The sequence below is a fragment of the Methylotenera sp. genome (assembly GCF_029945535.1).
GTDB lineage: Bacteria > Pseudomonadota > Gammaproteobacteria > Burkholderiales > Methylophilaceae > Methylotenera.
The window spans coordinates 195,079-217,337 of record NZ_JAQSCU010000013.1 but is presented as its reverse complement, the minus strand read 5'-3'; the positions used below and the strand labels follow the sequence as shown (position 1 = coordinate 217,337).

22 protein-coding genes are annotated in these 22,259 nt (G+C 42.6%); 8 read left to right on the top strand and 14 right to left on the bottom strand.

The genetic code is table 11. The features are described from left to right. Nucleotides 1–47: 47 nt before the first annotated feature. Entirely contained in the window at nt 48–875 is an 828-nt protein-coding gene (locus PSU72_RS08860; RefSeq protein WP_300431981.1) for an NAD(P)H-hydrate dehydratase, read from the bottom strand. A 286-nt stretch (nt 876–1,161) separates the two neighbouring features. Between PSU72_RS08860 and PSU72_RS08855 the strand changes: the two genes are divergently transcribed. Continuing rightward, on the top strand, nt 1,162–1,581 hold the full coding sequence (locus PSU72_RS08855) for a hemerythrin family protein (protein ID WP_300431979.1): 420 nt from the start codon (nt 1,162–1,164) through the stop codon (nt 1,579–1,581). Nucleotides 1,582–1,587: 6 nt separating this feature from the next. On the opposite strand, the gene recJ is transcribed toward PSU72_RS08855, so the two are convergent. The 3 genes from recJ to PSU72_RS08840 form a co-directional block, all read right to left on the bottom strand. After that, the gene (recJ, locus tag PSU72_RS08850; RefSeq protein WP_300431978.1) at nt 1,588–3,276 is read right to left on the bottom strand and encodes a single-stranded-DNA-specific exonuclease RecJ; all 1,689 of its coding nucleotides are present in this window, start codon (nt 3,274–3,276) and stop codon (nt 1,588–1,590) included. 10 nt (nt 3,277–3,286) lie between these two features. Continuing rightward, nucleotides 3,287–4,258: a hypothetical protein gene (locus tag PSU72_RS08845; protein WP_300431977.1), complete on the bottom strand. Its 972-nt coding sequence runs from the start codon at nt 4,256–4,258 to the stop codon at nt 3,287–3,289. 210 nt (nt 4,259–4,468) lie between these two features. Then, a complete protein-coding gene (locus tag PSU72_RS08840) occupies nt 4,469–5,131 on the bottom strand; it encodes a glycine zipper 2TM domain-containing protein (protein WP_300431976.1) in 663 nt (220 codons plus the stop codon). Nucleotides 5,132–5,480: 349 nt separating this feature from the next. On the opposite strand from PSU72_RS08840, the gene PSU72_RS08835 reads away from it, so the two are divergent. From PSU72_RS08835 to PSU72_RS08810, 6 genes are all read left to right on the top strand, one after another. Continuing rightward, a complete protein-coding gene (locus PSU72_RS08835; protein ID WP_300431975.1) occupies nt 5,481–6,563 on the top strand; it encodes a pentapeptide repeat-containing protein in 1,083 nt (360 codons plus the stop codon). A 54-nt stretch (nt 6,564–6,617) separates the two neighbouring features. Beyond that, nucleotides 6,618–7,013: a LysR family transcriptional regulator gene (locus PSU72_RS08830; protein WP_300431973.1), complete on the top strand. Its 396-nt coding sequence runs from the start codon at nt 6,618–6,620 to the stop codon at nt 7,011–7,013. Between the two features lie 182 nt (nt 7,014–7,195). After that, entirely contained in the window at nt 7,196–8,761 is a 1,566-nt protein-coding gene (locus tag PSU72_RS08825; RefSeq protein ID WP_300431972.1) for a porin, read from the top strand. A 46-nt stretch (nt 8,762–8,807) separates the two neighbouring features. After that, nucleotides 8,808–9,575, top strand: coding sequence for a molybdate ABC transporter substrate-binding protein (gene modA / locus PSU72_RS08820; protein WP_300431971.1), 768 nt, complete (start codon nt 8,808–8,810; stop codon nt 9,573–9,575). A 44-nt stretch (nt 9,576–9,619) separates the two neighbouring features. After that, nucleotides 9,620–10,330 (top strand): molybdate ABC transporter permease subunit, encoded by a 711-nt coding sequence (gene modB, locus PSU72_RS08815; RefSeq protein ID WP_013148551.1) that lies wholly within the window; start codon nt 9,620–9,622, stop codon nt 10,328–10,330. Beyond that, nucleotides 10,323–10,967 carry a molybdenum ABC transporter ATP-binding protein gene (locus tag PSU72_RS08810; RefSeq protein WP_300431970.1) on the top strand — a complete coding sequence of 215 codons (645 nt, stop codon included), beginning with the start codon at nt 10,323–10,325 and terminating at the stop codon, nt 10,965–10,967. The genes modB and PSU72_RS08810 overlap by 8 nt, the downstream gene beginning before the upstream one ends. A gap of 9 nt (nt 10,968–10,976) precedes the next feature. Here the strand turns inward: PSU72_RS08810 and PSU72_RS08805 are convergent, their stop codons facing one another. From PSU72_RS08805 to PSU72_RS08795, 3 genes are all read right to left on the bottom strand, one after another. Continuing rightward, nucleotides 10,977–12,209, bottom strand: coding sequence for a DNA polymerase (locus PSU72_RS08805; RefSeq protein WP_300431968.1), 1,233 nt, complete (start codon nt 12,207–12,209; stop codon nt 10,977–10,979). A gap of 123 nt (nt 12,210–12,332) precedes the next feature. Beyond that, on the bottom strand, nt 12,333–13,364 hold the full coding sequence (locus PSU72_RS08800) for an SdiA-regulated domain-containing protein (protein WP_300431967.1): 1,032 nt from the start codon (nt 13,362–13,364) through the stop codon (nt 12,333–12,335). A 6-nt stretch (nt 13,365–13,370) separates the two neighbouring features. Beyond that, on the bottom strand, nt 13,371–14,042 hold the full coding sequence (locus PSU72_RS08795; protein WP_300431966.1) for a lamin tail domain-containing protein: 672 nt from the start codon (nt 14,040–14,042) through the stop codon (nt 13,371–13,373). A gap of 263 nt (nt 14,043–14,305) precedes the next feature. On the opposite strand from PSU72_RS08795, the gene msrA reads away from it, so the two are divergent. Further along, a complete protein-coding gene (gene msrA, locus PSU72_RS08790; protein ID WP_300431965.1) occupies nt 14,306–14,845 on the top strand; it encodes a peptide-methionine (S)-S-oxide reductase MsrA in 540 nt (179 codons plus the stop codon). A 33-nt stretch (nt 14,846–14,878) separates the two neighbouring features. Here msrA and corA read toward each other — a convergent pair whose 3' ends face one another. From corA to PSU72_RS08755, 7 genes are all read right to left on the bottom strand, one after another. Continuing rightward, nucleotides 14,879–15,979, bottom strand: a complete 1,101-nt coding sequence (gene corA, locus PSU72_RS08785) for a magnesium/cobalt transporter CorA (RefSeq protein WP_300431963.1) — start codon at nt 15,977–15,979, stop codon at nt 14,879–14,881. A 212-nt stretch (nt 15,980–16,191) separates the two neighbouring features. Beyond that, on the bottom strand, nt 16,192–16,683 hold the full coding sequence (locus PSU72_RS08780) for a hypothetical protein (RefSeq protein ID WP_300431961.1): 492 nt from the start codon (nt 16,681–16,683) through the stop codon (nt 16,192–16,194). Between the two features lie 89 nt (nt 16,684–16,772). Further along, nucleotides 16,773–17,285 (bottom strand): fatty acid desaturase CarF family protein, encoded by a 513-nt coding sequence (locus PSU72_RS08775; RefSeq protein WP_300431959.1) that lies wholly within the window; start codon nt 17,283–17,285, stop codon nt 16,773–16,775. Nucleotides 17,286–17,447: 162 nt separating this feature from the next. Continuing rightward, entirely contained in the window at nt 17,448–18,194 is a 747-nt protein-coding gene (locus PSU72_RS08770; protein ID WP_300431958.1) for a helix-turn-helix transcriptional regulator, read from the bottom strand. Nucleotides 18,195–18,203: 9 nt separating this feature from the next. Further along, on the bottom strand, nt 18,204–18,770 hold the full coding sequence (locus tag PSU72_RS08765) for a flavin reductase family protein (protein WP_300431957.1): 567 nt from the start codon (nt 18,768–18,770) through the stop codon (nt 18,204–18,206). Nucleotides 18,771–18,774: 4 nt separating this feature from the next. Then, a complete protein-coding gene (locus tag PSU72_RS08760; RefSeq protein WP_300431955.1) occupies nt 18,775–20,370 on the bottom strand; it encodes a hypothetical protein in 1,596 nt (531 codons plus the stop codon). A gap of 33 nt (nt 20,371–20,403) precedes the next feature. After that, nucleotides 20,404–22,185 carry a glutamine--tRNA ligase/YqeY domain fusion protein gene (locus tag PSU72_RS08755; RefSeq protein ID WP_300431954.1) on the bottom strand — a complete coding sequence of 594 codons (1,782 nt, stop codon included), beginning with the start codon at nt 22,183–22,185 and terminating at the stop codon, nt 20,404–20,406. Nucleotides 22,186–22,259 lie beyond the last annotated feature (74 nt).

Sequence of the window (22,259 nt, the reverse complement as noted above, 5' to 3'; positions counted from 1 at the left end):
CATTTTTAATTGTGGATAGTCATCGTTTAACTAGACGTTAAGATTAACTAGGCAGACTGTGAGCTTAATTGATTAATGATATTCCGTGCCTCAATCGCAACCTCTGATGCAACAAGACCTACCGGGCCGACTCCTTTTGCAACTAGTGCATCGGCCGCCGCTCCATGTACAAAAACACCTAACTTAGCTGCATTTAAGCCACTTACACCCTGTGCTAAGAAGCTGCCAATAATGCCACTCAGTACATCCCCAGTGCCTCCACTAGCGAGACCAACATTGCCTGTAGAGTTAATAAAGTAATTGCCATCGTCATATGCCACCACGGTATTAGCACCTTTAAGCACGCAGGTCGCATGCAGAATGTGCGCTAACTTAAGTGCGCTTTCAGTTCGGTTTTGCTGAATATCTTCGCTAGTCACATCAAGCAATCTAGCGGCTTCTCCAGCGTGAGGCGTAATGACTGTTTCAGCATGGCGCTTTTTGCAAATTGCAGTTAAATATGAATGTTTAGCCATTAGATTAAGCGCATCAGCATCTATCAATAACACTACATTTTGACTCAACCAGAACTCCAACATCTCGATAGCTGCTTGTGATTGACCAAGCCCAGGACCAATCACAACACAATCCAGTTGCGCTAAGTTAGTTAAGTCAGCTGGTTTGCGAAACATGATTTCAGGGTGCAGCATATCAACACTAGGCGAGTTGCTTGATAAACAAGCTGCATAAACTCGCCCTGTACCGCTCAACAAGGCAGCTCTGGCTGACAGCAACACAGCGCCGACCATGCTAGCGCCACCACCAATAATCGCCAGACTGCCGAATGTGCCTTTATGCGCATCAACTTTACGTGCTGGCAAAGTGTTTCCCAGCATGCTTTGCATTAACAAATGAGGGTTAGATTGTGCTGTTTTGATGATATCAAATCCTAAAGTTTGCTAAAGATTGTAAGATAAATCCATCACGTTGCTTAATGACCAAAAGCAGAACTGGCCTGCTTATTACGCCTTAATTAAGGGTAAGCTTAAAGACCTGTAGACTATTATAGTCATAAACTTAGCCATAAAATTTACTCAATCCGCATTGGAGATATTTTATACGACTACTCGTAGCTAAGACAAAACCAGAATCACATAACATTGCTATAGGTGAGAATACTTTATGATGAATGTACTTTATATTGTTTGGAAACCACATGATGATATTGGTGTTCCCATTATTGATGAGCAACATCGCGCGATTGTTGCCACCATTAACTCACTCTACTATTTCATCCAAGAGGGTTGGGGGCTTTCTGCGCTTGCACCAACGCTCAATATTATTAAAAGCTACTCTAGCTTTCACTTCAAAACTGAAGAAGGAATATTATCTAAGGCAGGATATAAAGAGTTACATAAGCACATTATGGCTCAAAAGCAATTCACAAAAGATGTAGACGCTGCTGCCCAAGAAGCCATCGCCTATAAAGATGCTTTTATATTACTTAAATTTTTAAAAGACTGGTGGATATCTCATTTGAAGAAAGAACATGTCGAATATGCCGCTAGCCTTGATACGCTAAAAGAAAAAAGCGACGACTAATCAGATTTAAATCGCCACATAACGTAGATTCAGTTGCACTTTTTGCGTACCGTTATAACTATTGGTTTGCAACTGATAAGCGACTTGAATTGTGCTTGGTAAAAACTCGGCGTGATTAAAATAAATCGCATCAATGACACTTGCATCTTTTTTCAAGCTAAGTTTAAGATGTTTTTCGCCTAGCAAACGCTGATTCAGCACTTCAAACTCATCATAAAACAATGGTGTTGCGAACCCCTGCCCCCATACTTGGTTTTCCAGCGCTTGTGCCGTTGCAAAAGTCATTTCGCTTTTGCTCAAGCTACCGTCAACCTCTAACACGGACTCCAAATCGGCTTCAGTAATCAAGCTTTTCACTACAGCCTCAAAACTTTGATTGAACAATTCAAAATCAACCTGCTTAATAGTGAGGCCAGCAGCCATGGCGTGCCCACCAAACTTTAAAATTAAATCTGGCTGATGTTTACTGAGCAAATCAAGCGCATCGCGTAAATGCAAACTAGCAATAGATCTACCCGACCCTTTAAGCAAGCCATCACCAGCACTTGCAAAGGCAATCACAGGGCGGTGATAGCGCTCTTTAATGCGCGATGCCAAAATACCAATGACGCCTTGGTGCCAATCTTCCTGATAAATGCTAATCGCAAATTGATTATCAATATTAATCTCTTCCAACGACAGGCTTGCGCCATCTTGCATGTCAGCTTCTATGCTGCGGCGCTGCACGTTTAAATCTTGCAAACGCTGTGCAATTGTTGTGGCTTCAAGTTCAGATTCGGCAAGTAAACATTGTATGCCTAAAGTCATATCATCCAGCCTGCCAGCGGCGTTCAAACGAGGGCCTACATAAAAACCTAAATCTTGTGCATTGGTACTTTGCGGCTGACGGCCTGCAACTCTTAATAAAGCCAATATGCCTTGCGAACAAGCGCCTGCACGGATTCTGCGCAAACCTTGTTCGACTAGAATGCGATTATTATCATCTAGCTTCACCAAATCTGCCACTGTACCCAATGCGACTAAATCGAGTAATTCTGTTAAATTTGGCTCTGGCTTTTCTGCAAAAAGACCACGCTCTCGCATTTCAGCACGCAAACCGAGTAAGCAATAAAACATTACGCCTACGCCAGCCAGATTCTTGCTGGCGAAACTACAACCATGTTGATTAGGGTTAATAATACAAGCAGCTTCTGGCGTGACTTGGCCTGGTAAATGATGATCAGTAATTAACACCTGTATGCCAAGCGCATTCGCTGCTGCTACGCCATCTACACTGGCAATACCATTATCGACGGTAATAATCACATCAGGTTGCTGCATAGCAGCTAGCGCTACAATCTCAGGCGTTAAGCCATATCCGTATTCAAAGCGATTTGGTACTAAAAAATCGACCGTTGCGCCAAAAGCTTTTAGTCCTTTCACGGCGACAGCCGTTGCGGTAGCACCATCAGCGTCGTAATCACCAATCACCAGTAATTTTTTATTGGCTTGAATCGCATCAGCCAATAGCTTTGCCATGGCTACGTTATTGGTCAGCGTATTAGGGGGCAATAGATTGCTTAAATAAATGCTGAGTTGATTTGCATCGCTAATGCCGCGTGCCGCCAATAACCGCGCCATCAGTGAGGATGCGCCTGATGCTTGCAAAGCCTGCGCTGCTTGAGATGGAATATTACGTTGTACAATTTTGGTCATTTGATCTTGGTCATTCCAGATATTGCATAATAGGTTTTGGTTTTCGCCAAAACTTATAGATATCTAACGGTTTAATCACAACCACTAAGCATTTTTCATAAAAACCTAAATTCAAAGTGAGTTGCTCAATCTGTTTATTTCTTAATGCGGCAAATAAAGATGTAATCCAAGTTTCATCTAAGCCATTAGTTTGAGAGTGATTACTTTGTGGCAATGTTAGCCGCACATGCTGTGCCGTACTCTGCAAAATTTTATCTAAACTCGCAGCTACGGGCTGGCAAGATATATTTGCCCATGCTGCCAAACCTTGGTTTAAAACATCATTCGCAATGATTAAATCAACATCATGCTGCAACACCTTAGATGATGGCATGACGCCGCCGCCAGACAACCAAACACTATTTACCACAAGCTCACCACTAGATTCGCGTGCTTCATTGGCTGAGTGATCATGCAGCAGCATTTGCACTTCATTCAGTATAGATTTCCACTTTGCAGAATCTACACCTTGCGGCATAAAGTGATGCACGTTTTTATCCATAGCCACGCTGGGCAAGGTTGTTGCAATGTGCGCAACTTTATCCGCATGCAAATACCATGCGCCTGATTTGCCAATACAGAATACCAAGCCATCTTGTTCAAAATGTTTATTTAAACTGGCAACCATCAGCGTTGCATGTTCTGGCTTTATGAACAACGGTGCGGGTTCACTTAGACTAAAACAATCTCGCTGCATCACAAAATGCACTGGGTCGGCTCGCAGCCAATAACTATCACTTACCGCTAAGCCATCCGCCGCGGCACTAATGGCGGCAATAGGCAAGTCGCCCTTTTCATTTAATCCAAATTGCTGAGAAATTAAGGCTTCTAATGGTACGTTCAATTGTGCAACCTGAGCTTTTGCCAGCAGACGTGACAATGCACTTGCACCTTGCAAGTTGGCTAACTCATGGTTTAAAACGCAATCTACCGTTAATTTCACACAAGACTCATCTTAATAATACCTATAGGCTAGATTTTACTTGCAAGCATCATTGCATGGGTGATTTCGCATAGGAAATTCTGAAATATAAAAAAACCCAGCAACCTCTTTGGGGCTACTGGGTTTAATCATTGCCTAGCTTTATGGGCTAGACTAATAAACTATTATTTAATTAACTGCTATCTTTACTTACGATTTTTACAGTGAGGCTTAATAGTAACGTCTGTCACCTCGGTCATCATCATGTTTATCCCAACCACGGCGACCGCGGTCATGGCTATCATGATCATCATCCCAGCCTCTATTGTAGTTAGCAGGCTCCACATAACTTACTTGCGAAACTACACGGCTACGTGGCTCTATTGCTACATTCACATCAATATAGCGGCCAGGCTGTTCATTCGTGACAGTGCTATAAGTTCTACCGTTGTATTCATAGCTCACTAAATAACCTGTAGTCACACTTTGCCAATTATCAACTTGGTAACATGTTTGCACTGGCACGCTACGCGTACCGCCGTAACCACGTTGATTATTCGCGATACTATTACCGGCTATGGCACCTACACCAGCACCCACCGCAGCGGCAGCAACACGGCCATTACCACGACCCACAGTATTACCTAGCAAACCACCAGCAATACCACCGATGATGGCACCAGCCATAGAATTATTACCGCCATTGCTATAGCTTTGTTGTTGATATTCTGTACGGCATTCTTGGCGCGGCACATTCACACGCTCTATTTGAGGTGTTGATGAAAGCACGCGGGCTGTATCAGAATATTGATCAGCCATTGCTGGCACTGCAAACACTGCAGTCAATAAAGCTGGTACTAACATTTTTACTCGCACGTTTTTTACAAAACTCATTTTATTTCTCCTTTTTGTCTAGCTGACTTTTATGATTTAAGTTAAGTCGCTAGACCTTAGTTACGCCTAATTAGCGCGATGGATTGAATTCAAAAATTAGCACTTTTAACATTCAATCTCTGCGATTTATTTTGCAGATGGTGAGTTAACGCGTCTATTTTCTGTTTGGACTACAGACAATTGTTACGAATTTGTAACTAATGATTTTCATTAGAGAAACTAACCGACCAATCAATAGTCTTAGTAGTAGTTATTTATCGTTATGTGACATTAGTTACAAAGTATTAGCAATCAAGAGTGAATAATGCATTTAGCTGCTTAACCATAAAGCAGAACATTGGAGAACTATATGAATATAATCAAACAATTAACAATAGTCATCGGTCTAATGCTAAGTAGCCACTCCTACGCCGCAGAGTTTAATAATCAATGTACCAATGGTTTATCACAAGGCATCTCATTTACGACTAACTGTGAAATTAAAGAAGTATTTGGTGGTAAAACTTATTGCTTCAGTGGTGAAGCCGCAAGAGCAGCATTTTTAGCCAATCCGCAAGAAGTCATCAATAAAGCGAGTGCCTTTTATGCCAAAAATGCAGATAAAGCAGTTAAAGATGTTGAACCAGAACGTGAAAAAATCAGTCAAGCCGATGCACTTAAGCAAATTAACAGCACAAATTGTGACTTAAGTAATAAAGACGCCGGATATTTAGAGTTCGATAAAATGGATTTACGTCATTGCAAAATGGTCAATACCAGCTTCTTTGGCGCTTATTTACGCGGTGCAAATTTAAGTGGTGCCAATATGCAAAAAAGTTATCTGAATCTTGCCAGACTTGAAGATGCCAACTTAAGCGGTGCTGATTTAACTGACGCGACTATCTTTCAGGCAATCTTTGATAAAACCAACTTTCAAGGTGCAAACCTCACCAATGCACGCATGATAGGCACGCTAGGCAACGTCAACATGAGTGATGCTACCGTCATTAGAGGGCGCTTTGGTTTAGATATTGGCAACCAACCGATGGGCGCGATGCGCTTTGATGCGATTGGCGGAAAATTCGCCCACACTAATTTTGAAGGTGCTGACATCAATCGCTCTAACTTCAGATTTGCCGATTTTAGAGGTGCAAACTTACGCAATACCGATTTGTTTCGCGCGGACTTTAGTAAAGCAGATTTAACTGGCGCGGACATTACAGGTGCAAAATTTGGTGAAGCCATATTAGATGGAACGATTATGACCAATGTGAAAGGCTTAGAGGCGATCAAAGGCTACGAAGAATCAAAAGGTAAATGCGTAGATTGCACAATTACCGCCGCCCAGCCAGAATCTAAGGCCGAAACGCTACAGAAAGTAAGTGCTATTGATATGATGACCGCAGAAAATCCTGCGGTAAAAGTTTGTAACATTCGTGGTGCGAGATTTTAAGACGTAACTAGTTAAATTCAAATAACCCATGGCACTAAAAGCTTAGCTGATTTAATGCTAAATTCATTAGCGGCGGCTGAAATATATTACACTGATGCCATGGCGAATAATCAACTTAAGATAAGAATTGCAAACGACAGCTCAGTAGTCATGGGGCCAGGTAAAGCTGAGTTGCTAGAAACTATTGACGCTTGCGGTTCTATTTCATCCGCAGCCAAGCAAATGCATATGTCGTATCGCAGAGCTTGGGAGCTGGTAGACGTCATGAATAAATCGTTTAATCAGCCCCTAGTAAGCAGCTCACCTGGTGGTCATCATGGTGGCGGCGCACAGCTCACCGATTTCGGTCGTTTTATTCTGAAAAACTATCGAGATCTTGTCACTAAGGCGCAAGCTGCTGTCGAAGTTGAGCTGAACCACATTCTCAGTAATCTGAAAAAGTCTGATTAAATAAAAACCACCTTCCATTTGCAAGATAAAAATTAATTCAGCCACCGCTATTCCTGTTTGAATATAGCGTTAGTTATGGTTAAATGTGAGTAATAAGCCGTGCGCCTAAAAAGTATTAGGTATAAATAAAAAATTGAGTATATAAAAGACAACTTACATAGAAAGAATCTAAGGGGATAGCCATGCAAATTAATCATCATTTTTCGAAATCACTGCTTGTTTTAGCGATTACGACTGCTTTTCCAACCACATTGTTTGCGCAAGATGATGATGCAGCAGCGCGTATTAAGAGTTTAGAGCTAAAAGTACAACAGTTGATAGATCAACGTGCCGAGCAAGACAAACAAATAGACGTGTTAACCAAAGAGCTTGTTGGAATAAGCAACCAAGTCAGCCAGTCAAAAATTGCCAAATCTGAAGAAAAAGGCAACAGCAAAGGCAATCCTGTCTACGCCAATTTCAAAGAAGGGATTAAATTTGAAGATGGCACTGGCAATTGGAACTTACAGTTTAATGGACGTGTTCAAGCTGACTACCGCTCATTCAGCGGCGATGAGGGTAATCCTGATACTTGGAGCATCCGTCGCGCACGATTTAACACACAGTTAGGTTTTTATCAAAACTATTTACTTCGTTTAGAGATTGATCACTCAGCCGCTAGCACGCGGCTTGTGAATGGCTATGTAGAAGCCAATTGGTGGCCGCAAGCTAAGTTTCGTATCGGTCAGTTTAAAACATTCAAAAGTTTAGAAAACTCAACAACTGATACCTATTCAGATTTTCTTGAGCGCTCACTAGCCTACAACACGTTTGGTGATGATATTTATGAGCGAGGCGCCATAGTCTATGGCACACCGTTTAAAGGCAGCACTTATGCTTTTGCTGTGACAAATGGAACAGGTCAAGGCAATGATGAAGCGCTTGGCACAGCGCAGAGTAAAGACGGCAAGGATGTCACCTTACGCGCAACAATCAACCCAGCACAATGGGTAGGATGGGATAAAACCGTGACGCATGTTGGTGGTTGGTATAACCATGGTATACAAGCCACAGCAAGCGCATCTGCAAGCCAAACTGAAGCACGTGGCGTGAACTTTTTTGCCCCAGCAGCCTTTACTGGAGATAGCGTAGATAGAACACGTTACGGCGTTGAAACGGCTTTGGCGCACGGTCCAGTGAAACTTCAAGGAGAATATGATGTATCTAATTATCAAGGAACATCTGCGGCAACAACGGGTACAGGAGCTACTCCAGCAAGAGATTATGATAAAGACGTTAAAGCTTGGTACGCAGAAGCGATGTGGTTAGTCACAGGTGAGAACTATGCAGACAGTTACAAAGACGGTCAATTTGGTCGCATCTTGCCTAAAAGCAATTTTGAAATCAATAAAAATGGCTGGGGAGCGTTAGAGCTTGGCTTAAGGTATAGCAAGTTTGATGCGAGCGACTTTGCATTTGCAGGCGGTGGATGTTCTGCGGCAACAACTGTGCGAAATATCGGCGATGGCTCAATCACGCCAGCAGGGACATGTGCTGCAGGTGTATTTACACCATCTAAAACTGGCGGCATTGTACTCGGCACCAACGAAGCCGATGCATGGACGCTTGGCGCCAAATGGATACTCAACCCATACACACGCATCATGATGAATTATGTGCATACAAAATTTGATACGAACATCAACGTGAATGGCAAGCTAAACGACAAAGAAGATGCATTGACCATGCGCGCTCAGTTAGATTTCTAAGGTCAGTTCAATTCAAAATCATCATCAATATTAATAGGTAAAAATCATGATTAAAAATAGTTATATCAAGCTGATACTTAGCGCGATGCTCATGTTGATGAGCATCGCGTCAAATGCTCAGGATAAAGTCACGATATTTGCCGCAGCAAGCTTAACCAACGCCATCACTGACATCGCTGCTCAATATGAAAAAGAACAGGCTGTGCAAATTCAAACTTCATTTGCCTCGTCCTCCACATTAGCTAAACAAATTGAAAAAGGCGCGCCTGCGGATATTTTTATCTCAGCAGATACCAAGTGGATGAGTTATCTGCAAGACAAATCTCTACTTAAAGTCGATAGCAAAGTGAATTTATTAGGCAATCAATTAGTGCTGATTGCGCCTAAAAATAAAGCATTTAAGGTAGAAATGGACAAAGGCTTTAATATTGTAGGGGCTTTTAGTGGAAAATTATGTACAGGTGAATTAGAGTCTGTGCCAGTTGGAATTTACGCGAAGCAATCATTAAAAAATCTTAATTGGTGGGATGCCGTTAAAATGCGTATTGTTGGCACACAAGACGTGCGAGCAGCTTTAGTGTTTGTTGAGCGCGGTGAGTGTGATGCAGGTATTGTTTATGCGACCGATGCCAAGGTATCAAACAAAGTTGAAGTTTTATCTGCGTTCCCTGATACGAGTCACGACTTAATTGTGTATCCTTTGGCACTGGTAAAAACTGCAAGTCCTGCAGCTACCGGCTTTTATGATTATTTAAAATCCGAAAAAGCAAAGGCAATCTTTATCAAATATGGCTTCACTATTAATCTTCTTTAGCCAACCTGCCTTGAGAATTTATATAAAAGTTTTAATAACCCTATATGCTAGATATATTACGATTCACACCATCTGAAATAAGCATATTAGCGCTGTCTTTAAAGGTGGCGCTATTTTGTGTCGTACTGATTTTAGTGCCCGCAGTTGTAGTGGCTTGGGTGCTCGCCAGAAAATCATTCTTTGGTAAATCGTTGCTTGATAGCCTTGTGCATTTACCTTTAGTGTTACCGCCTGTAGTGCCGGGCTTCTTGCTTCTACTATTATTGGGTAACCAAGGTTTAATCGGCAAATACTTGCATAATATTTTTGGTATCAGCTTAGCCTTTACTTGGATGGGCGCGGTGGTCGCTTCTGCAGTCATGGCATTTCCACTAATGGTACGTTCAGCAAGATTAGCGATTTCACAAGTAGATAAAGGCTTGGAGATTGCAGCGCAATCTTTAGGTGCACATCCGCTAAAAGTATTTTTCACCATTACTTTACCGCTATCTATGCCAGGCATTATTACCGGCTTGATTCTGGCATTTAGTCGCAGCTTGGGTGAGTTTGGTGCAACCATTACCTTTGTCGGTAATATTGAAAATGAAACACGTACACTGCCATTAGCCATTTATAGCTACACGCAGATTCCCGATGGCGATTTGCCTGCGCTACGACTGGTTATCTTGAGCATGGCACTGGCGCTGGGCGCATTGATGATCAGCGATAGGCTAGAACGTAAAGCCAATCAGAATATTGGTCGTCACCATGATTGAAGTTCAAGTACGCCTTAAGCGCAAACACTTTGAGTTAGATGCCTCACTGCAATTAAGTCAACGTGTTACGGCAATATATGGCCCCTCTGGCGCAGGTAAAAGCACGTTATTAAGTATCATTGCAGGCATCACACAGCCCGATAGTGGCCGCATTGTGATAGATGGTGAGTGTTTATTTGATAGCCAAGCACGCATCAACAAGCCGATTCATCAGCGTAAAATTGGTTTAGTATTTCAAGAGGGGCGCTTATTTCCGCATCTCACCGTCGAACATAACTTAAGCTATGCCTTAAATTTTACACCAGTAAAAAACCAGCAATTTCAGCTGAAACAAATCGTTGCATTGCTAGAACTTGAAGCTTTATTAAAGCAACGTCCACATCAACTCTCTGGTGGTGAAAAACAACGTGTAGCCTTGGGGCGCGCCCTACTAAGCTCACCAAGGTTATTAATGCTAGATGAGCCGCTAGCTTCTTTAGATGACAGACTGAAAAATCAGATATTACCGTTCTTAAAATTAGTATCCACCGAAATTAACATCCCGATGATTTACATTAGCCACTCCAAAAAGGAAATCATGCAAATCACCGACAATTTAGTGGATATTCAACATGGTAAAGTGAATTATCAATTGTAGTAAAACTGTTTAGTCATCACCATCACCCTCCACCACTAAGTCTGGAATATGGTTAAAAGCAATGCGCATAGGCGCATCTTTTAAGGCATCATGCGCGCCTCCAAAATAGATGGTGTTTTTACCAAACTTGAGATTGAGTGTATCTATGGCTTTATTAAGCTTTTTCTCATTCTCTAGCGGCTCGATTTGAAACAAATCACGCGCTACTTCATCTGCCGTCACTAAGCCAGAAAAAGATACGCCAACTGCATACGGTTCATTGTTAGTTTGTGGATAATGCTGCAAAAAGGCTTCGAGCGCTTCTATCAAACGTAAAGTGTTATCTGTAGGTGAAATCGCGCTATCTGGGCTCCAGCTAGGTTGATTGCGGAATTTTACTTTCACGCTAATTCTTGAAGCCAATAAATCATAACTACGCATACGCATACAGGCTTTTTGCAGCAAGCGATGCAACACGGCTTTCACACCTGCCGTATTACGCTGCTCTGGCGGCATCACATGCGAATGCCCCAAGCTACTACGCGCATTTTTAACGTAATGAGGCTCTAAGCCGCGCAGTTTGTCATACATGCGCTCACCCTCTATGCTACCCCACGCAGACTGCAACTGCTGACGATTTGCCGCATACAATTGCTCAACCGTAGTGATTTTAAAGCGATTCAATCGCGCTTCCATCTGCTTGCCTATGCCGTTTAAAGCGCGCAATTTCAGACCATACAAACGCTGTGGCAACTCATGTTGCTCAATCAACACACAACCATCAGGCTTTTGCATATTCGATGCAGTTTTTGCCAAAAATGTATTTGGCGCAATACCTATTGAGCAGCGAATAAAATCAAACTGTTTATTGATCTCACGCTTAATTTTGGCTGCAAGCTTAAGTGCATTTACAGGTAGTTGCTGACTACCAGTGAGCTTGCAGACCATTTCATCAATCGAAAGCACTTTTTCTACATGTGTGCAGCTTTCCACGATTTCAATCAGTTTATGGTGAAACGTCACATAGGCGGATGGTCGAGCTTCTACGAAAATCATCTCTGGGCATAGCTTTCGTGCCTCTTTCACCAAAGTGCCTGTTTTAATACCAAACGCTTTAGCCTCATAACTCGCGGCGATACAGCACGTGGTCTCGGCCATCACCGCCAGCACCCCTACTGGTTTGCCACGTAACTCAGGCCGCAGCTGTTGTTCTACCGAGGAAAAGTAAGAGTTGAAATCTACGTATAACGCGTTTAAGGACATGGTTTATTAAACATTACAATCATCGCAAAATGATACGCTGATTTATTAGCGCTTAAAGAATAGTATTAAAAAAATGGGAACCTAAGCTCCCATTTTTAATACTCTCTCTAATACAAACGCACTTTAAGCTTGTTTATTTTTACGACGAGCTACTGCGCCCATAATCCCCAATCCAACCAAAAGCATGCCGTATGTTTCTGGCTCCGGCACTGGTGCGGTAGAGGTGAGTACAATCAGCTGTGACTTCTCACCAGCCAGTGCTGTTGCATCTTGCACTTGCTCAGCCACTAGATAGATCGTACCATTTTCGTCAATAGTCACGCCTTCAATGGCATTGTGCGGCAAGACCGTTGAAAGATCAAAGCTACTTAATATATTGCCCAAACGGTCAGTTTCAACAAGTTTTTTTGAACCTAAACTCAGGAAAAGTAAATTGTCCGCACCTGATGTTCCAGAAAGTGCACTCACTGCTGATAGGGTTTGCACGTCAGATAGACTTGATAAACCCAATAAAGCAGGGTTAAACAAATTAGTCACCGTTGAAGTACCACCGCCAGCTGGTGATGACCCATCACCAGAAGTGCTTGGTGGAATACCTGTTGCAGCAGCAAAAGTCAGGTTTCCAGAAAGAACATCCTCTGGAGATTGTTGTTTAATCGTCACAAAACTGCCGTTACGTGAGTCGTAGCTAATACCTTCCATGCCGTTATTGCCAACCGCGGTATTGCTCATAGACACGAAGTTATTTTTTAGTGTAACCGTTCCACCATTCACATAACTAAAGCTATAAGCGTCTTGCAAACGCTCTTCGCCTACAACTAATTGACCATTACCTAAGTACGTTAGCCCCTCAGTATCATGCTTGGTGCTGCCAGTACCTGTCCAATCGAAGAAGTTATTGCCAAGCGTTGCGCCCGTTTTCGAAATCTCGATAACACCAGTGCCTTCATCACCAACGAAGAAAAGTGAGCTGCGATCTTGAGCATAAGTGATTGCAGAACCTTCAAGGCCAGAAATTGACCCGCCTACACCACCTAAAATATCGAGTGCATATGTACCACTTACACTGTAATTAGCTAAATTGATGGAGCTTGCAGCCTGCGCAGAGACAGAAAAAGTAGCTGCAAGCGCAAAAATAACTTGTGATATTTTCATGATAAATTAGCCTTTACGTCTACGTGAAATAAAACCCATTAAGCCAAGACCAACCAACAACATGGCGTAAGAGTCGGCCTCAGGCACGGCTGCTGCAATTTTGCCTGGTGATCCGATTTCACTCACATCGTTTGACGCTACAAACGCACCGTTTACACCCACCACGCTTAAGGTAGAAATTGCAGCGTTGTTCAAGCCCGCAGCATTGTCAAAAGTTTGATACGGCGCAATCGCATCAGATGCAGCAAAGGTGACATTGGCTTGTAACACACCGCTAGCGTTATAAATATTCACAGCATCAGCTGAAGCGCTTAAACCAACACCAGAACCTGTATAGCTACCAATTTGCAAACTTGCAGGTATATTTGTACCAAACCAAGTACTTAGAAAGCTAGCATTAGCAGCGTTCTCTGTAAAAATGACTGATTCACCAGCACCAATGCTGGTAATGCCTGTAAGGCTAGTAGCCGAAGCGTAAGAGTTAGAGTTATCGTCCATTTTCCAGCCAGAAATATTCACCACAGAAGAGCCTGTGTTGGTGAGTTCAAACCAGTCAGTAGCATAAGGGGCATTACCACTACCCCAAGGCGCGACTTCAGTAATTAACACCGCGGCATTTGCCTGAACTGTGATTAAGGATAATATTGCTAACCCGATGAGTGACAATGGTTTTTGCATTTGCGATTCCTATAGTTTGAATGTTGAACGATTTGATAAACTTAATTTCAAAGTACATACAAACTACAGGTGAATTGTTACCGCTTAGAATTTTAAAAGTAGTCCAGTTAGACTACATCCGACTTATAGCTGAAATAATACAAGTAAGAGAGATTTAGCAACCGTATGATTAGTAAGTGTTTATTGAGCTAGCCAGTTTTGTAATAAGTTTTAACAACCAGTCAATTTTAACGAGATAAAAATAACTTTAAAGGTAACGTATCATGAGTAATGAGCAAATTGCAATTTTCGCAGGCGGTTGTTTTTGGTGTACCGAGCCAGTGTTTAGCCAGCTAAAAGGCGTAAGTAAAGTTGAATCTGGCTATATTGGTGGGCATACGACCAACCCAACTTACAAAGCCATTTGCAATGGCGATACAGGCCATGCTGAAGGCATTAGAATTAGTTTTGATGCAGATGCGGTGAGCTTTGAAACTTTGTTAGAAGTGTTCCTGGTCAGCCACGATCCAACTACGCCTAATCGCCAAGGCAATGACATAGGCACGCAATATCGCTCAGCAGTGTTCTGCCAGAATCAAGCACAGCATGATGCAGTTGAAAAAATGATTGCAGAGTTTAATGAAGCACAGGTTTATGGCGCACCAATCGTCACGCAAATTAACGGCGCCGAGACATTTTACCCAGCCGAAGATTATCACCAGTATTATTTTGATAAAAATCCTGGAAATCCTTACTGCATGGCTGTTGCAGCACCGAAAGCGGCGAAGATTCGTGCCAAGTATGCAGCGCTGATTAAAGGTTAATCATTTCTCATCTCAAAAAATAGAGATGATAAATTAGGACTTACTACTCAACCACTGCCTGCGCCAGAATATCAAAATCATCACTAGCGCAATACCCGTCATAATGGCAAGGGCATACCAAAAACCATTGTCATGGTCAGTCCAAGGCATATGCCTAAAGTTCATGCCAAAAATACCTGCAATCAAGGTAGCGGGCATAAACAGCATGGCCACTACGGTTAAGGCGCGAAGTTCTAAGTTAACACGCTGACTCACACTTGCCATGTAGATATCCATCATGCCGCTCAAAGTGTCTCGTATCGACTCTAGCGACTCAATGAAATTGACGGTATGGTCGTAAACATCCCGCAAATACGGCATGGTGGCAGGCTTAAAAAAGCCTTTTTCATTGCGAGTTAAACTGTTAATCACCTCACGCAATGGCCATACCGCGCGGCGCAATTCAATGCTGGAATGTTTGAGTTGGTGAATGCTGTGCAGCTCTGCATTCGTTGGGCTTTTAAAAAGCTGCTCCTCTAAAATTTCGCTCGCGTCACTCACTTCTTCCAACACACTGAAATAGCGATCGACTATGCTATCCAACAAAGCATAGGCCAGATAATCCACACCTAAATCTCGAATCGGCGCACGGGTTGCGCGTAAACGCTCACGTATGGGCTCAAATGCGCCCGTTGAGCGCTCTTGGAATGTCAGTAGAAAGTTATGCCCTAGCACCAAGCTAATTTGCTCAGAGCTAGTCGACATGCTCTCTGCATGATAATAAAACAGCCGCGTTTCTAAAAAAATATACTCATCAAATTCATCAATTTTCGGGCGTTGCTCGGTGTTAAGGATGTCTTCAATCACTAAGGGATGCAAATGAAACAAGTCGCCCACTTGCTTAATCAACGCCGCATCATGTACGCCATGTATATTGAGCCAGACCTTCTTGGTGTCATCGCGTTTAAAGTTGGTGAGGTCATCACTCGATAACTCACATTCAACCAAACCACTAGCATCATAGATAATCTTACTGACTTTAGGTTTGGCTAAGTTTTTAGTATCGGCATTACCTACATAAACCAGCGCACCTGGCGGTAAGCCAATTTTACTTACACGATGTTTTTTACGGCGAAGTAAACGAGGTTTTTTCATAATCTAGTGATGCTTTACAAATGAATATATCAAACCATTGTAATGCCAGCCTGCAATAAAATGTTAGCTTTACTCATCAAAAATTGGCAAAAAAAGCGCACCTAAAACGACTAGGTGCGCGAAGGAGCAGCTTATTAAGGCTAACTCAAGGGGATAGGTGTAAGCTAAAGTACATCAGCTTAATATCAACAACTTTAAAACAACATTTGGTTTTACTTTCTTAATTCACTCACTTGTTCTGGTGTTAACAAAGCCAACACTTGATATTCACGCTCTGCCTGTAATACCGCTAGCTTAGCAGTGCCATTGGCAATACTATCAGCGGCAATATTGGCAATCGTTTCATCGTAAGTTTTTGCTAGCGCCATATCACGTAGCAAACCACGTGCATATTCAATAGTTTCAATATTTGAACTAATCACTGGCATTTGTTTATTTAAAATTTGTGAAAACACACCTCGTTGCTCTGCTGTAAGCGCTACGCCTTGCAAGAATGGAAAGCTAAACGCATCCACATCAACATTCTTAACGCTCAGCTTTTGTGGCGATGAAGTCGGCGCCACTTTGATAGCACTAACTGCAGGACTTGGTGTTGCACTAAACGGAAATGAATCCGCCAATGCACTATTGGATAAACTCATACTTGCCACAGAAATTAATACAGCGGCTAATAAAGACTTAACGTGTATTTGTTTGCTTTTCATGATGACTCCTCATTGATTAGGTCAACTTAAGCAATGCTGCTGACCTCTCGATATGCAAACCATTATAGGGAGCGACTCGTTAAATTACGTTAAGCTAAAGTAAAGCTGAGTAAATTTTCCAGCCCACGCCAAAAGCGTATCCTTTCTAAAAGCGGATTCAACATGTTTGTCATTACGCAATAATGCGTATTTTTCTCACCACTATGGTGTTTACCGTGCTGGCGCGGCCCTTGCAAGATATGCATCGTTTGCAACCATTTCACAATGGCATGTTTTTCTGAGTGATTTTGATGCGACCATTTATGGATTTGGTTGGCATTGGTAATCAACACTGAAAACAGCACAATTTCCCAGCTAAGAACGTTAAACCACCAAGCAGTTGCAATCAGCACCGCACAAGCTAAAACAATATCCCACGAACTCTGCCACCAGTTCTTTTTAAGAAACTCGCGTGGACGCGTGTGATGCAATTGGTTATCCACTGCAATTTGATGAATAAAACGCATACCGGGCTTCGCGTACACATCTTCTAGCCAATGAATATAACCAGAAACAAAGTCAGCCAGCAACGTAAGTAATAAGGCCTTAATGGCAATAAGCATTTCAACACTCCAATTCAAAACTCAGTTAAATGAGGGAGATTGAAGCTTATTTAAAAGATACTTTAACCACAACGATGGCGAGTTAAAGTATTGAAATTTGATACCAAAAGGAGAGCTACACGATGCGCGCTCTGGTGAAATAAGTAGTGAAGTGAGTTAAAGCTATTGGTTTTCGTGCTTTTTAATCATGGATTCTAATAAACCATCACGCCACGGCCGCAGTGTGGTGGCCATGCTAAAGCCTGTGCGTTGGCTCAACGGCAAACGTTGATCTTGATGTTTAAGTTCATTAAACAACAAGCTTAAGCGATCTAAGTGTTTTGAAATCTCATCGCGAGAAGCGGCAGATAGCATGCCAGACACGAACTGTTGCTGACCGCCAGCGCTTTCAATATCACCCTCCATAAAGTCTTTTTGTACAGTTTGGCTTAAAGCACGTTGAATCGGCCCATTTTTGCGCCACGAGAAATTAGGGGAAATCAGCAAACGAATTCGGTTGTTAGGCTCTAAATCAATCACACGTAATTTATCTAACACCAAGAGATAATGCACCAAGTCCGCGGCGTTGATTGGGTAGCGCGTCAGAATATTATCAAACGCCCAACCATTCACCACCAAAAAAGCTACGCCTAGCAAACGCATGTCCGCCGCTGCGACTTTTTCTTGCTCTTCGGTTAGCTCGCTAATGCGCGGTTTGTCGCGGTTCATCATCTGCACTAGGTCAGATAAATCTATATTAATCAGCGCGCAAATTTGCTCTAAACGCTGTAAAGACAAACTCTCTTCAGCAAAAATACGCTTAATGCTCGACTCACTCATTTCTAGCTTATCCGCCAAGATTTTGTAAGTTACGTTATTAGCTTTTAGTATTTTTTTAAGAGTAGCAATGAGGAGCGGTGTTTGCTGCATGATGGATGCCTAAGCCTGAATTGCCTCGCCCGTTGCAAAAAACGCCCCACCCGCAATGTGATGTATGGTGCGCAGCTCATCATGACCTTCAAAATGCCAATGACTATCACTGAAAACACGCTCATCTGCATGCGCCGCAACCACTTCAGCAATAAATAAATCGTAAGTATTTTGATTATGCGGCTCTGGGATCAGCTTACACTCCAGCCAAGCCACGCAACCTTTTAGCAAAGGCGCATCAATTTCAGTCGCAGAAAAAATCTCTAAACCATACTCGGCGAATTTGTCAGTGTCCTTCAATTCACGTCCAGAAGTCGTCCCCACTTTGCGCACAATATCCACCTGCGCCACACATGGCACGTTAATGGCAAATGTACCAGCAGCCTCAATCAACTCGCGGGTGTAAGCGCTTTTATCAATCACCACCGTGATTTTAGGTGGATCAAAATCCAGCGCACAAGCCCACGCCGCTGCCATGATGTTTTGTTTGCCATTGTGGCGAGCAGAAACGAGGATGGTGGGGCCGTGGTTTACGAGGCGGTAAGCTTTAGATTTATCGACTGAAACTGAAATCATCAGATTAAACTGTTAAGTTTTTTGAATAAAATTCATCCAAATTCAAAACTGCTCGTCTTATTGATCTGTAGTCTGTTTGCGGCACATCTATAAATTTATTCGCTCCATTTGCCTCCTCCTCAATTGCCTCAAAAAGCCCCCTAGGTGCAGCTGAAGAGTTAACTAGTTCAACATAGCATCCATAATCCAGAGTAAAAGCATTGAACTTTTCTCCTGGTTCCTCTTTTGAGGAAATACTTCGCTTAATCAGATGAATCACTCGATTGTCAAACAGAAAGTCTATCAATGAGTCCCGGGATTTCACGTTCAGCAAAAATCCTCTCGCCCTTCTGCCTTTAATTACTTCCTGAACAATCCATTCAAGTAACTTATATGCACTATTTCTACTAGATACATCATTGTGTTTTGATGACATAAACCAATTTCTTGCAGAGTCTCTTACTGTTGGTGTACTAATTTTGTCTTTGTTCGCTTTTAACGCACATTTTGAAAGAATATTGATTGCATCTCGAGGCACGCCTTCTGAAGCTTTCACAAACTCATCAAAAGCATCTTTTTGTGTAAACATAGAGTTAACAAGCTCTGCTCGGTTTTTTAAATCGAATTCAACACCATCTTTATCTGCCGATGCTTTCATATGTCTAAATAGCATCTCTGAAAAGAATTCACTGGCTGCGTGCGGATCATTTTCAAAGACCATATAGTCATCTAAGTTGAGACTTGTTGACACATCTGCCCCGAGTTCAATTCCAACACTCATTAAACCATCATCACTTACCTTACGAAACGATGATCTATGTTCAATCGCTGCAAATTTTGCAGTAACCCCTCTTACAGATAAAAAGCCTCTCCTGATCATGTCAGCCAGATATGGTTGAAGATCGATAGGAACTTCACTCCACTCATCGAGAAGTAGCCAAAGCCTTTTATTAGGCATATTTGCAACGATATTACTAACAGAGGCAGAGAGACTACCAAAATTAATTCTTGCTATTGCCCTACCAGTAACAGCTCGCTTTGTAGTTTGTGACTCTGTGGTAACAAGTTTATCTTCTAAATTAAGATCTAGTTGCGGGGCAGCTTTGAGTTTAATGCCTATTCCAAAATTCGCCTCATCATTCAACGAGGTAATAGCCTGAATCTCATTATTAACTTGACCTTCAACCTTAACTTCTGCGGCGGCATCGGCTAATTTATCAATAGCTTTTACTATATCTATACCATACTTCTGTGTACCGGGATTTGTGTACGACTCTATTATTCTGTCATATACAGCATTTGCAGTGTCTCGAAGAAGCCTAGTTGCTCGTTCTGGTAGAGGAATACTGCTATCAGCATAAAGTCCAGAAGATGAACCTATAGTTCGCATGTCTATAGATATAACGACTGAACCACTATCTTGTATTGTCTTATTTATGAACGACAACAAATGAGTTTTTCCTGTTCCTCTTCTTCCAAATATAATTGCCGAATCGTTGTTACTTAAAAGTGTTGGAATATTTCCGACTGAAACAAAAGTTCGAGCTAAATGTTCGTCATCATTACTTTCTGCTCGTTTGCTCAACGATAAGGAAATTTTATTTAAGTCTTCTGAATTCATTCTTTCACCTTATAAATCATAATGAATTAAAGCTTACTTCTGCCAAGCATCTTTCAAAGTCACCGTTCTATTAAACACAGGCTTACCAGTCACGCTGTCTTTTTTGTCTGCAACAAAGTAGCCATGGCGCTCAAATTGGAAGCTGTCCTCGGCTTTAGCGTCTTTTAAGCTTGGTTCTAGTTGCGCGGTGATGACGGTGACTGAGTTTGGGTTAATGTCAGTTAAGAAATCTCTATCGCCTTCACCCGGATGCGCTTCTTTGAACAGTCTGTCGTATAAGCGCACTTCGCATTCGTAAGCGTGTTGAGCAGAAACCCAGTGAATATTGCCTTTTACTTTTACGCTGTCTGAACCCGGTGTGCCTGATTTGGTATCTGGCAAGTATTCGCAATGCACTACGGTGACGTTGCCATCGACATCTTTTTCACAACCAGTGCATTTCACCACGTAGCCATAACGCAAGCGCACCATGCCTTCTGGCGTGAGGCGGAAATAGCCTTTGCTTGGTACTTCCATAAAGTCTTCGCGTTCTATCCATAGTTCGCGGGTGAGCGGCACTACGCGTTTGCCTAGTTCTGGTTTTAGCGGATGGTTTGGTGCAAAGCAATCTTCCACTTGGTCTGCTGGATAATTGTCGATGACCAACTTGATTGGGTCTAACACGGCAATGCGGCGCTCTGCATTGATGTTTAGCACTTCGCGCATGCAGTCTTCAAAGGTTGAATAGTCAATCCATGAATCTGCTTTACTTACGCCAATGCGGTCGGTAAACAGTTTAAAGCCTTCTGCCACGTAGCCGCGGCGACGCGCGCCTGCAAGCGTTGGCAGGCGTGGGTCGTCCCAACCGCTCACGTGTTTTTCTTCTACTAATTGAATGAGTTTGCGTTTTGACAGCACCACATACGTGAGGTTTAAACGCGCAAATTCGTATTGTTTTGGTAGCGGATGCGCTAGCAAGCCAGCTTCGGCAAGGCGCTCTAATAGCCAATCGTAGAATGGGCGTTGGTCTTCAAATTCCAAGGTACAAATAGAGTGCGTGACTTGCTCAAGCGCATCTTCAATCGGGTGCGCAAAAGTGTACATTGGGTAGATACACCATTTATCACCAGTGTTGTGGTGATGCGCACGGCGCACACGGTAAATGGCTGGGTCGCGCAGGTTAATATTAGGCGATGCCATGTCAATTTTAGAACGTAAAATCAAACTGCCATCAGCATGTTTTCCATCGCGCATTTCGCGGAATAGTGCAAGATTCTCCGCCACAGTGCGGTCGCGCCACGGTGAGTTTTTACCTGCTTCAGTCAGTGTACCGCGGTTAATGCGCATTTCTTCTGCGCTTTGGCTATCCACGTAAGCATGGCCGTTTTCAATCAGCGCTTCAGCGGCTCGGTACATAAAGTCAAAGTAGTTGCTGGCAAAATACAAACTAGACTCTTTGTTACCTTCTGGCCATGTTTTTTCCCAACCAAAACCTAGCCATTTAACAGAATCGGTGATGCTATCAACGTATTCCTGGCTTTCTTTTTCTGGGTTAGTGTCATCAAAACGCATGTGGCACACGCCGTTGTAATCACGCGCCAAACCAAAATTCAAAAAAATACTTTTGGCATGACCAATGTGCAAATATCCATTTGGTTCGGGCGGGAAGCGTGTGCGAATCTTGGCTGGGTCTGGCTGACCCGTTGCTTGATGCGCCGCATCACCAGGGCTGCCCGCCCATTTGCGTGATGCGTAAACGCCTTGTTCAAGGTCTTTATCTACAATCGCTCGAATAAAATTAGAGCCTAAAGGAATGGGTGCTTTTTCTGATGACATGTTTTTAACTTAAATTTTGAAGTCGAAATAATTATGCTTATTTTACACTGTTGAAGCGCGCCTTGCCTCAACTT

Coding starts and splice junctions, on each gene's coding strand:
- PSU72_RS08860 (WP_300431981.1), bottom strand. CDS start 875: ATGCTGGGAAACACTTTGCCAGCACGTAAAGTTGATGCGCATAAAGGC.
- PSU72_RS08855 (WP_300431979.1), top strand. CDS start 1,162: ATGATGAATGTACTTTATATTGTTTGGAAACCACATGATGATATTGGT.
- recJ (WP_300431978.1), bottom strand. CDS start 3,276: ATGACCAAAATTGTACAACGTAATATTCCATCTCAAGCAGCGCAGGCT.
- PSU72_RS08840 (WP_300431976.1), bottom strand. CDS start 5,131: ATGAGTTTTGTAAAAAACGTGCGAGTAAAAATGTTAGTACCAGCTTTA.
- PSU72_RS08835 (WP_300431975.1), top strand. CDS start 5,481: ATGAATATAATCAAACAATTAACAATAGTCATCGGTCTAATGCTAAGT.
- PSU72_RS08830 (WP_300431973.1), top strand. CDS start 6,618: ATGCTAAATTCATTAGCGGCGGCTGAAATATATTACACTGATGCCATG.
- PSU72_RS08825 (WP_300431972.1), top strand. CDS start 7,196: ATGCAAATTAATCATCATTTTTCGAAATCACTGCTTGTTTTAGCGATT.
- modA (WP_300431971.1), top strand. CDS start 8,808: ATGATTAAAAATAGTTATATCAAGCTGATACTTAGCGCGATGCTCATG.
- modB (WP_013148551.1), top strand. CDS start 9,620: ATGCTAGATATATTACGATTCACACCATCTGAAATAAGCATATTAGCG.
- PSU72_RS08810 (WP_300431970.1), top strand. CDS start 10,323: ATGATTGAAGTTCAAGTACGCCTTAAGCGCAAACACTTTGAGTTAGAT.
- PSU72_RS08805 (WP_300431968.1), bottom strand. CDS start 12,209: ATGTCCTTAAACGCGTTATACGTAGATTTCAACTCTTACTTTTCCTCG.
- PSU72_RS08800 (WP_300431967.1), bottom strand. CDS start 13,364: ATGAAAATATCACAAGTTATTTTTGCGCTTGCAGCTACTTTTTCTGTC.
- PSU72_RS08795 (WP_300431966.1), bottom strand. CDS start 14,042: ATGCAAAAACCATTGTCACTCATCGGGTTAGCAATATTATCCTTAATC.
- msrA (WP_300431965.1), top strand. CDS start 14,306: ATGAGTAATGAGCAAATTGCAATTTTCGCAGGCGGTTGTTTTTGGTGT.
- corA (WP_300431963.1), bottom strand. CDS start 15,979: ATGAAAAAACCTCGTTTACTTCGCCGTAAAAAACATCGTGTAAGTAAA.
- PSU72_RS08780 (WP_300431961.1), bottom strand. CDS start 16,683: ATGAAAAGCAAACAAATACACGTTAAGTCTTTATTAGCCGCTGTATTA.
- PSU72_RS08775 (WP_300431959.1), bottom strand. CDS start 17,285: ATGCTTATTGCCATTAAGGCCTTATTACTTACGTTGCTGGCTGACTTT.
- PSU72_RS08770 (WP_300431958.1), bottom strand. CDS start 18,194: ATGCAGCAAACACCGCTCCTCATTGCTACTCTTAAAAAAATACTAAAA.
- PSU72_RS08765 (WP_300431957.1), bottom strand. CDS start 18,770: ATGATTTCAGTTTCAGTCGATAAATCTAAAGCTTACCGCCTCGTAAAC.
- PSU72_RS08760 (WP_300431955.1), bottom strand. CDS start 20,370: ATGAATTCAGAAGACTTAAATAAAATTTCCTTATCGTTGAGCAAACGA.
- PSU72_RS08755 (WP_300431954.1), bottom strand. CDS start 22,185: ATGTCATCAGAAAAAGCACCCATTCCTTTAGGCTCTAATTTTATTCGA.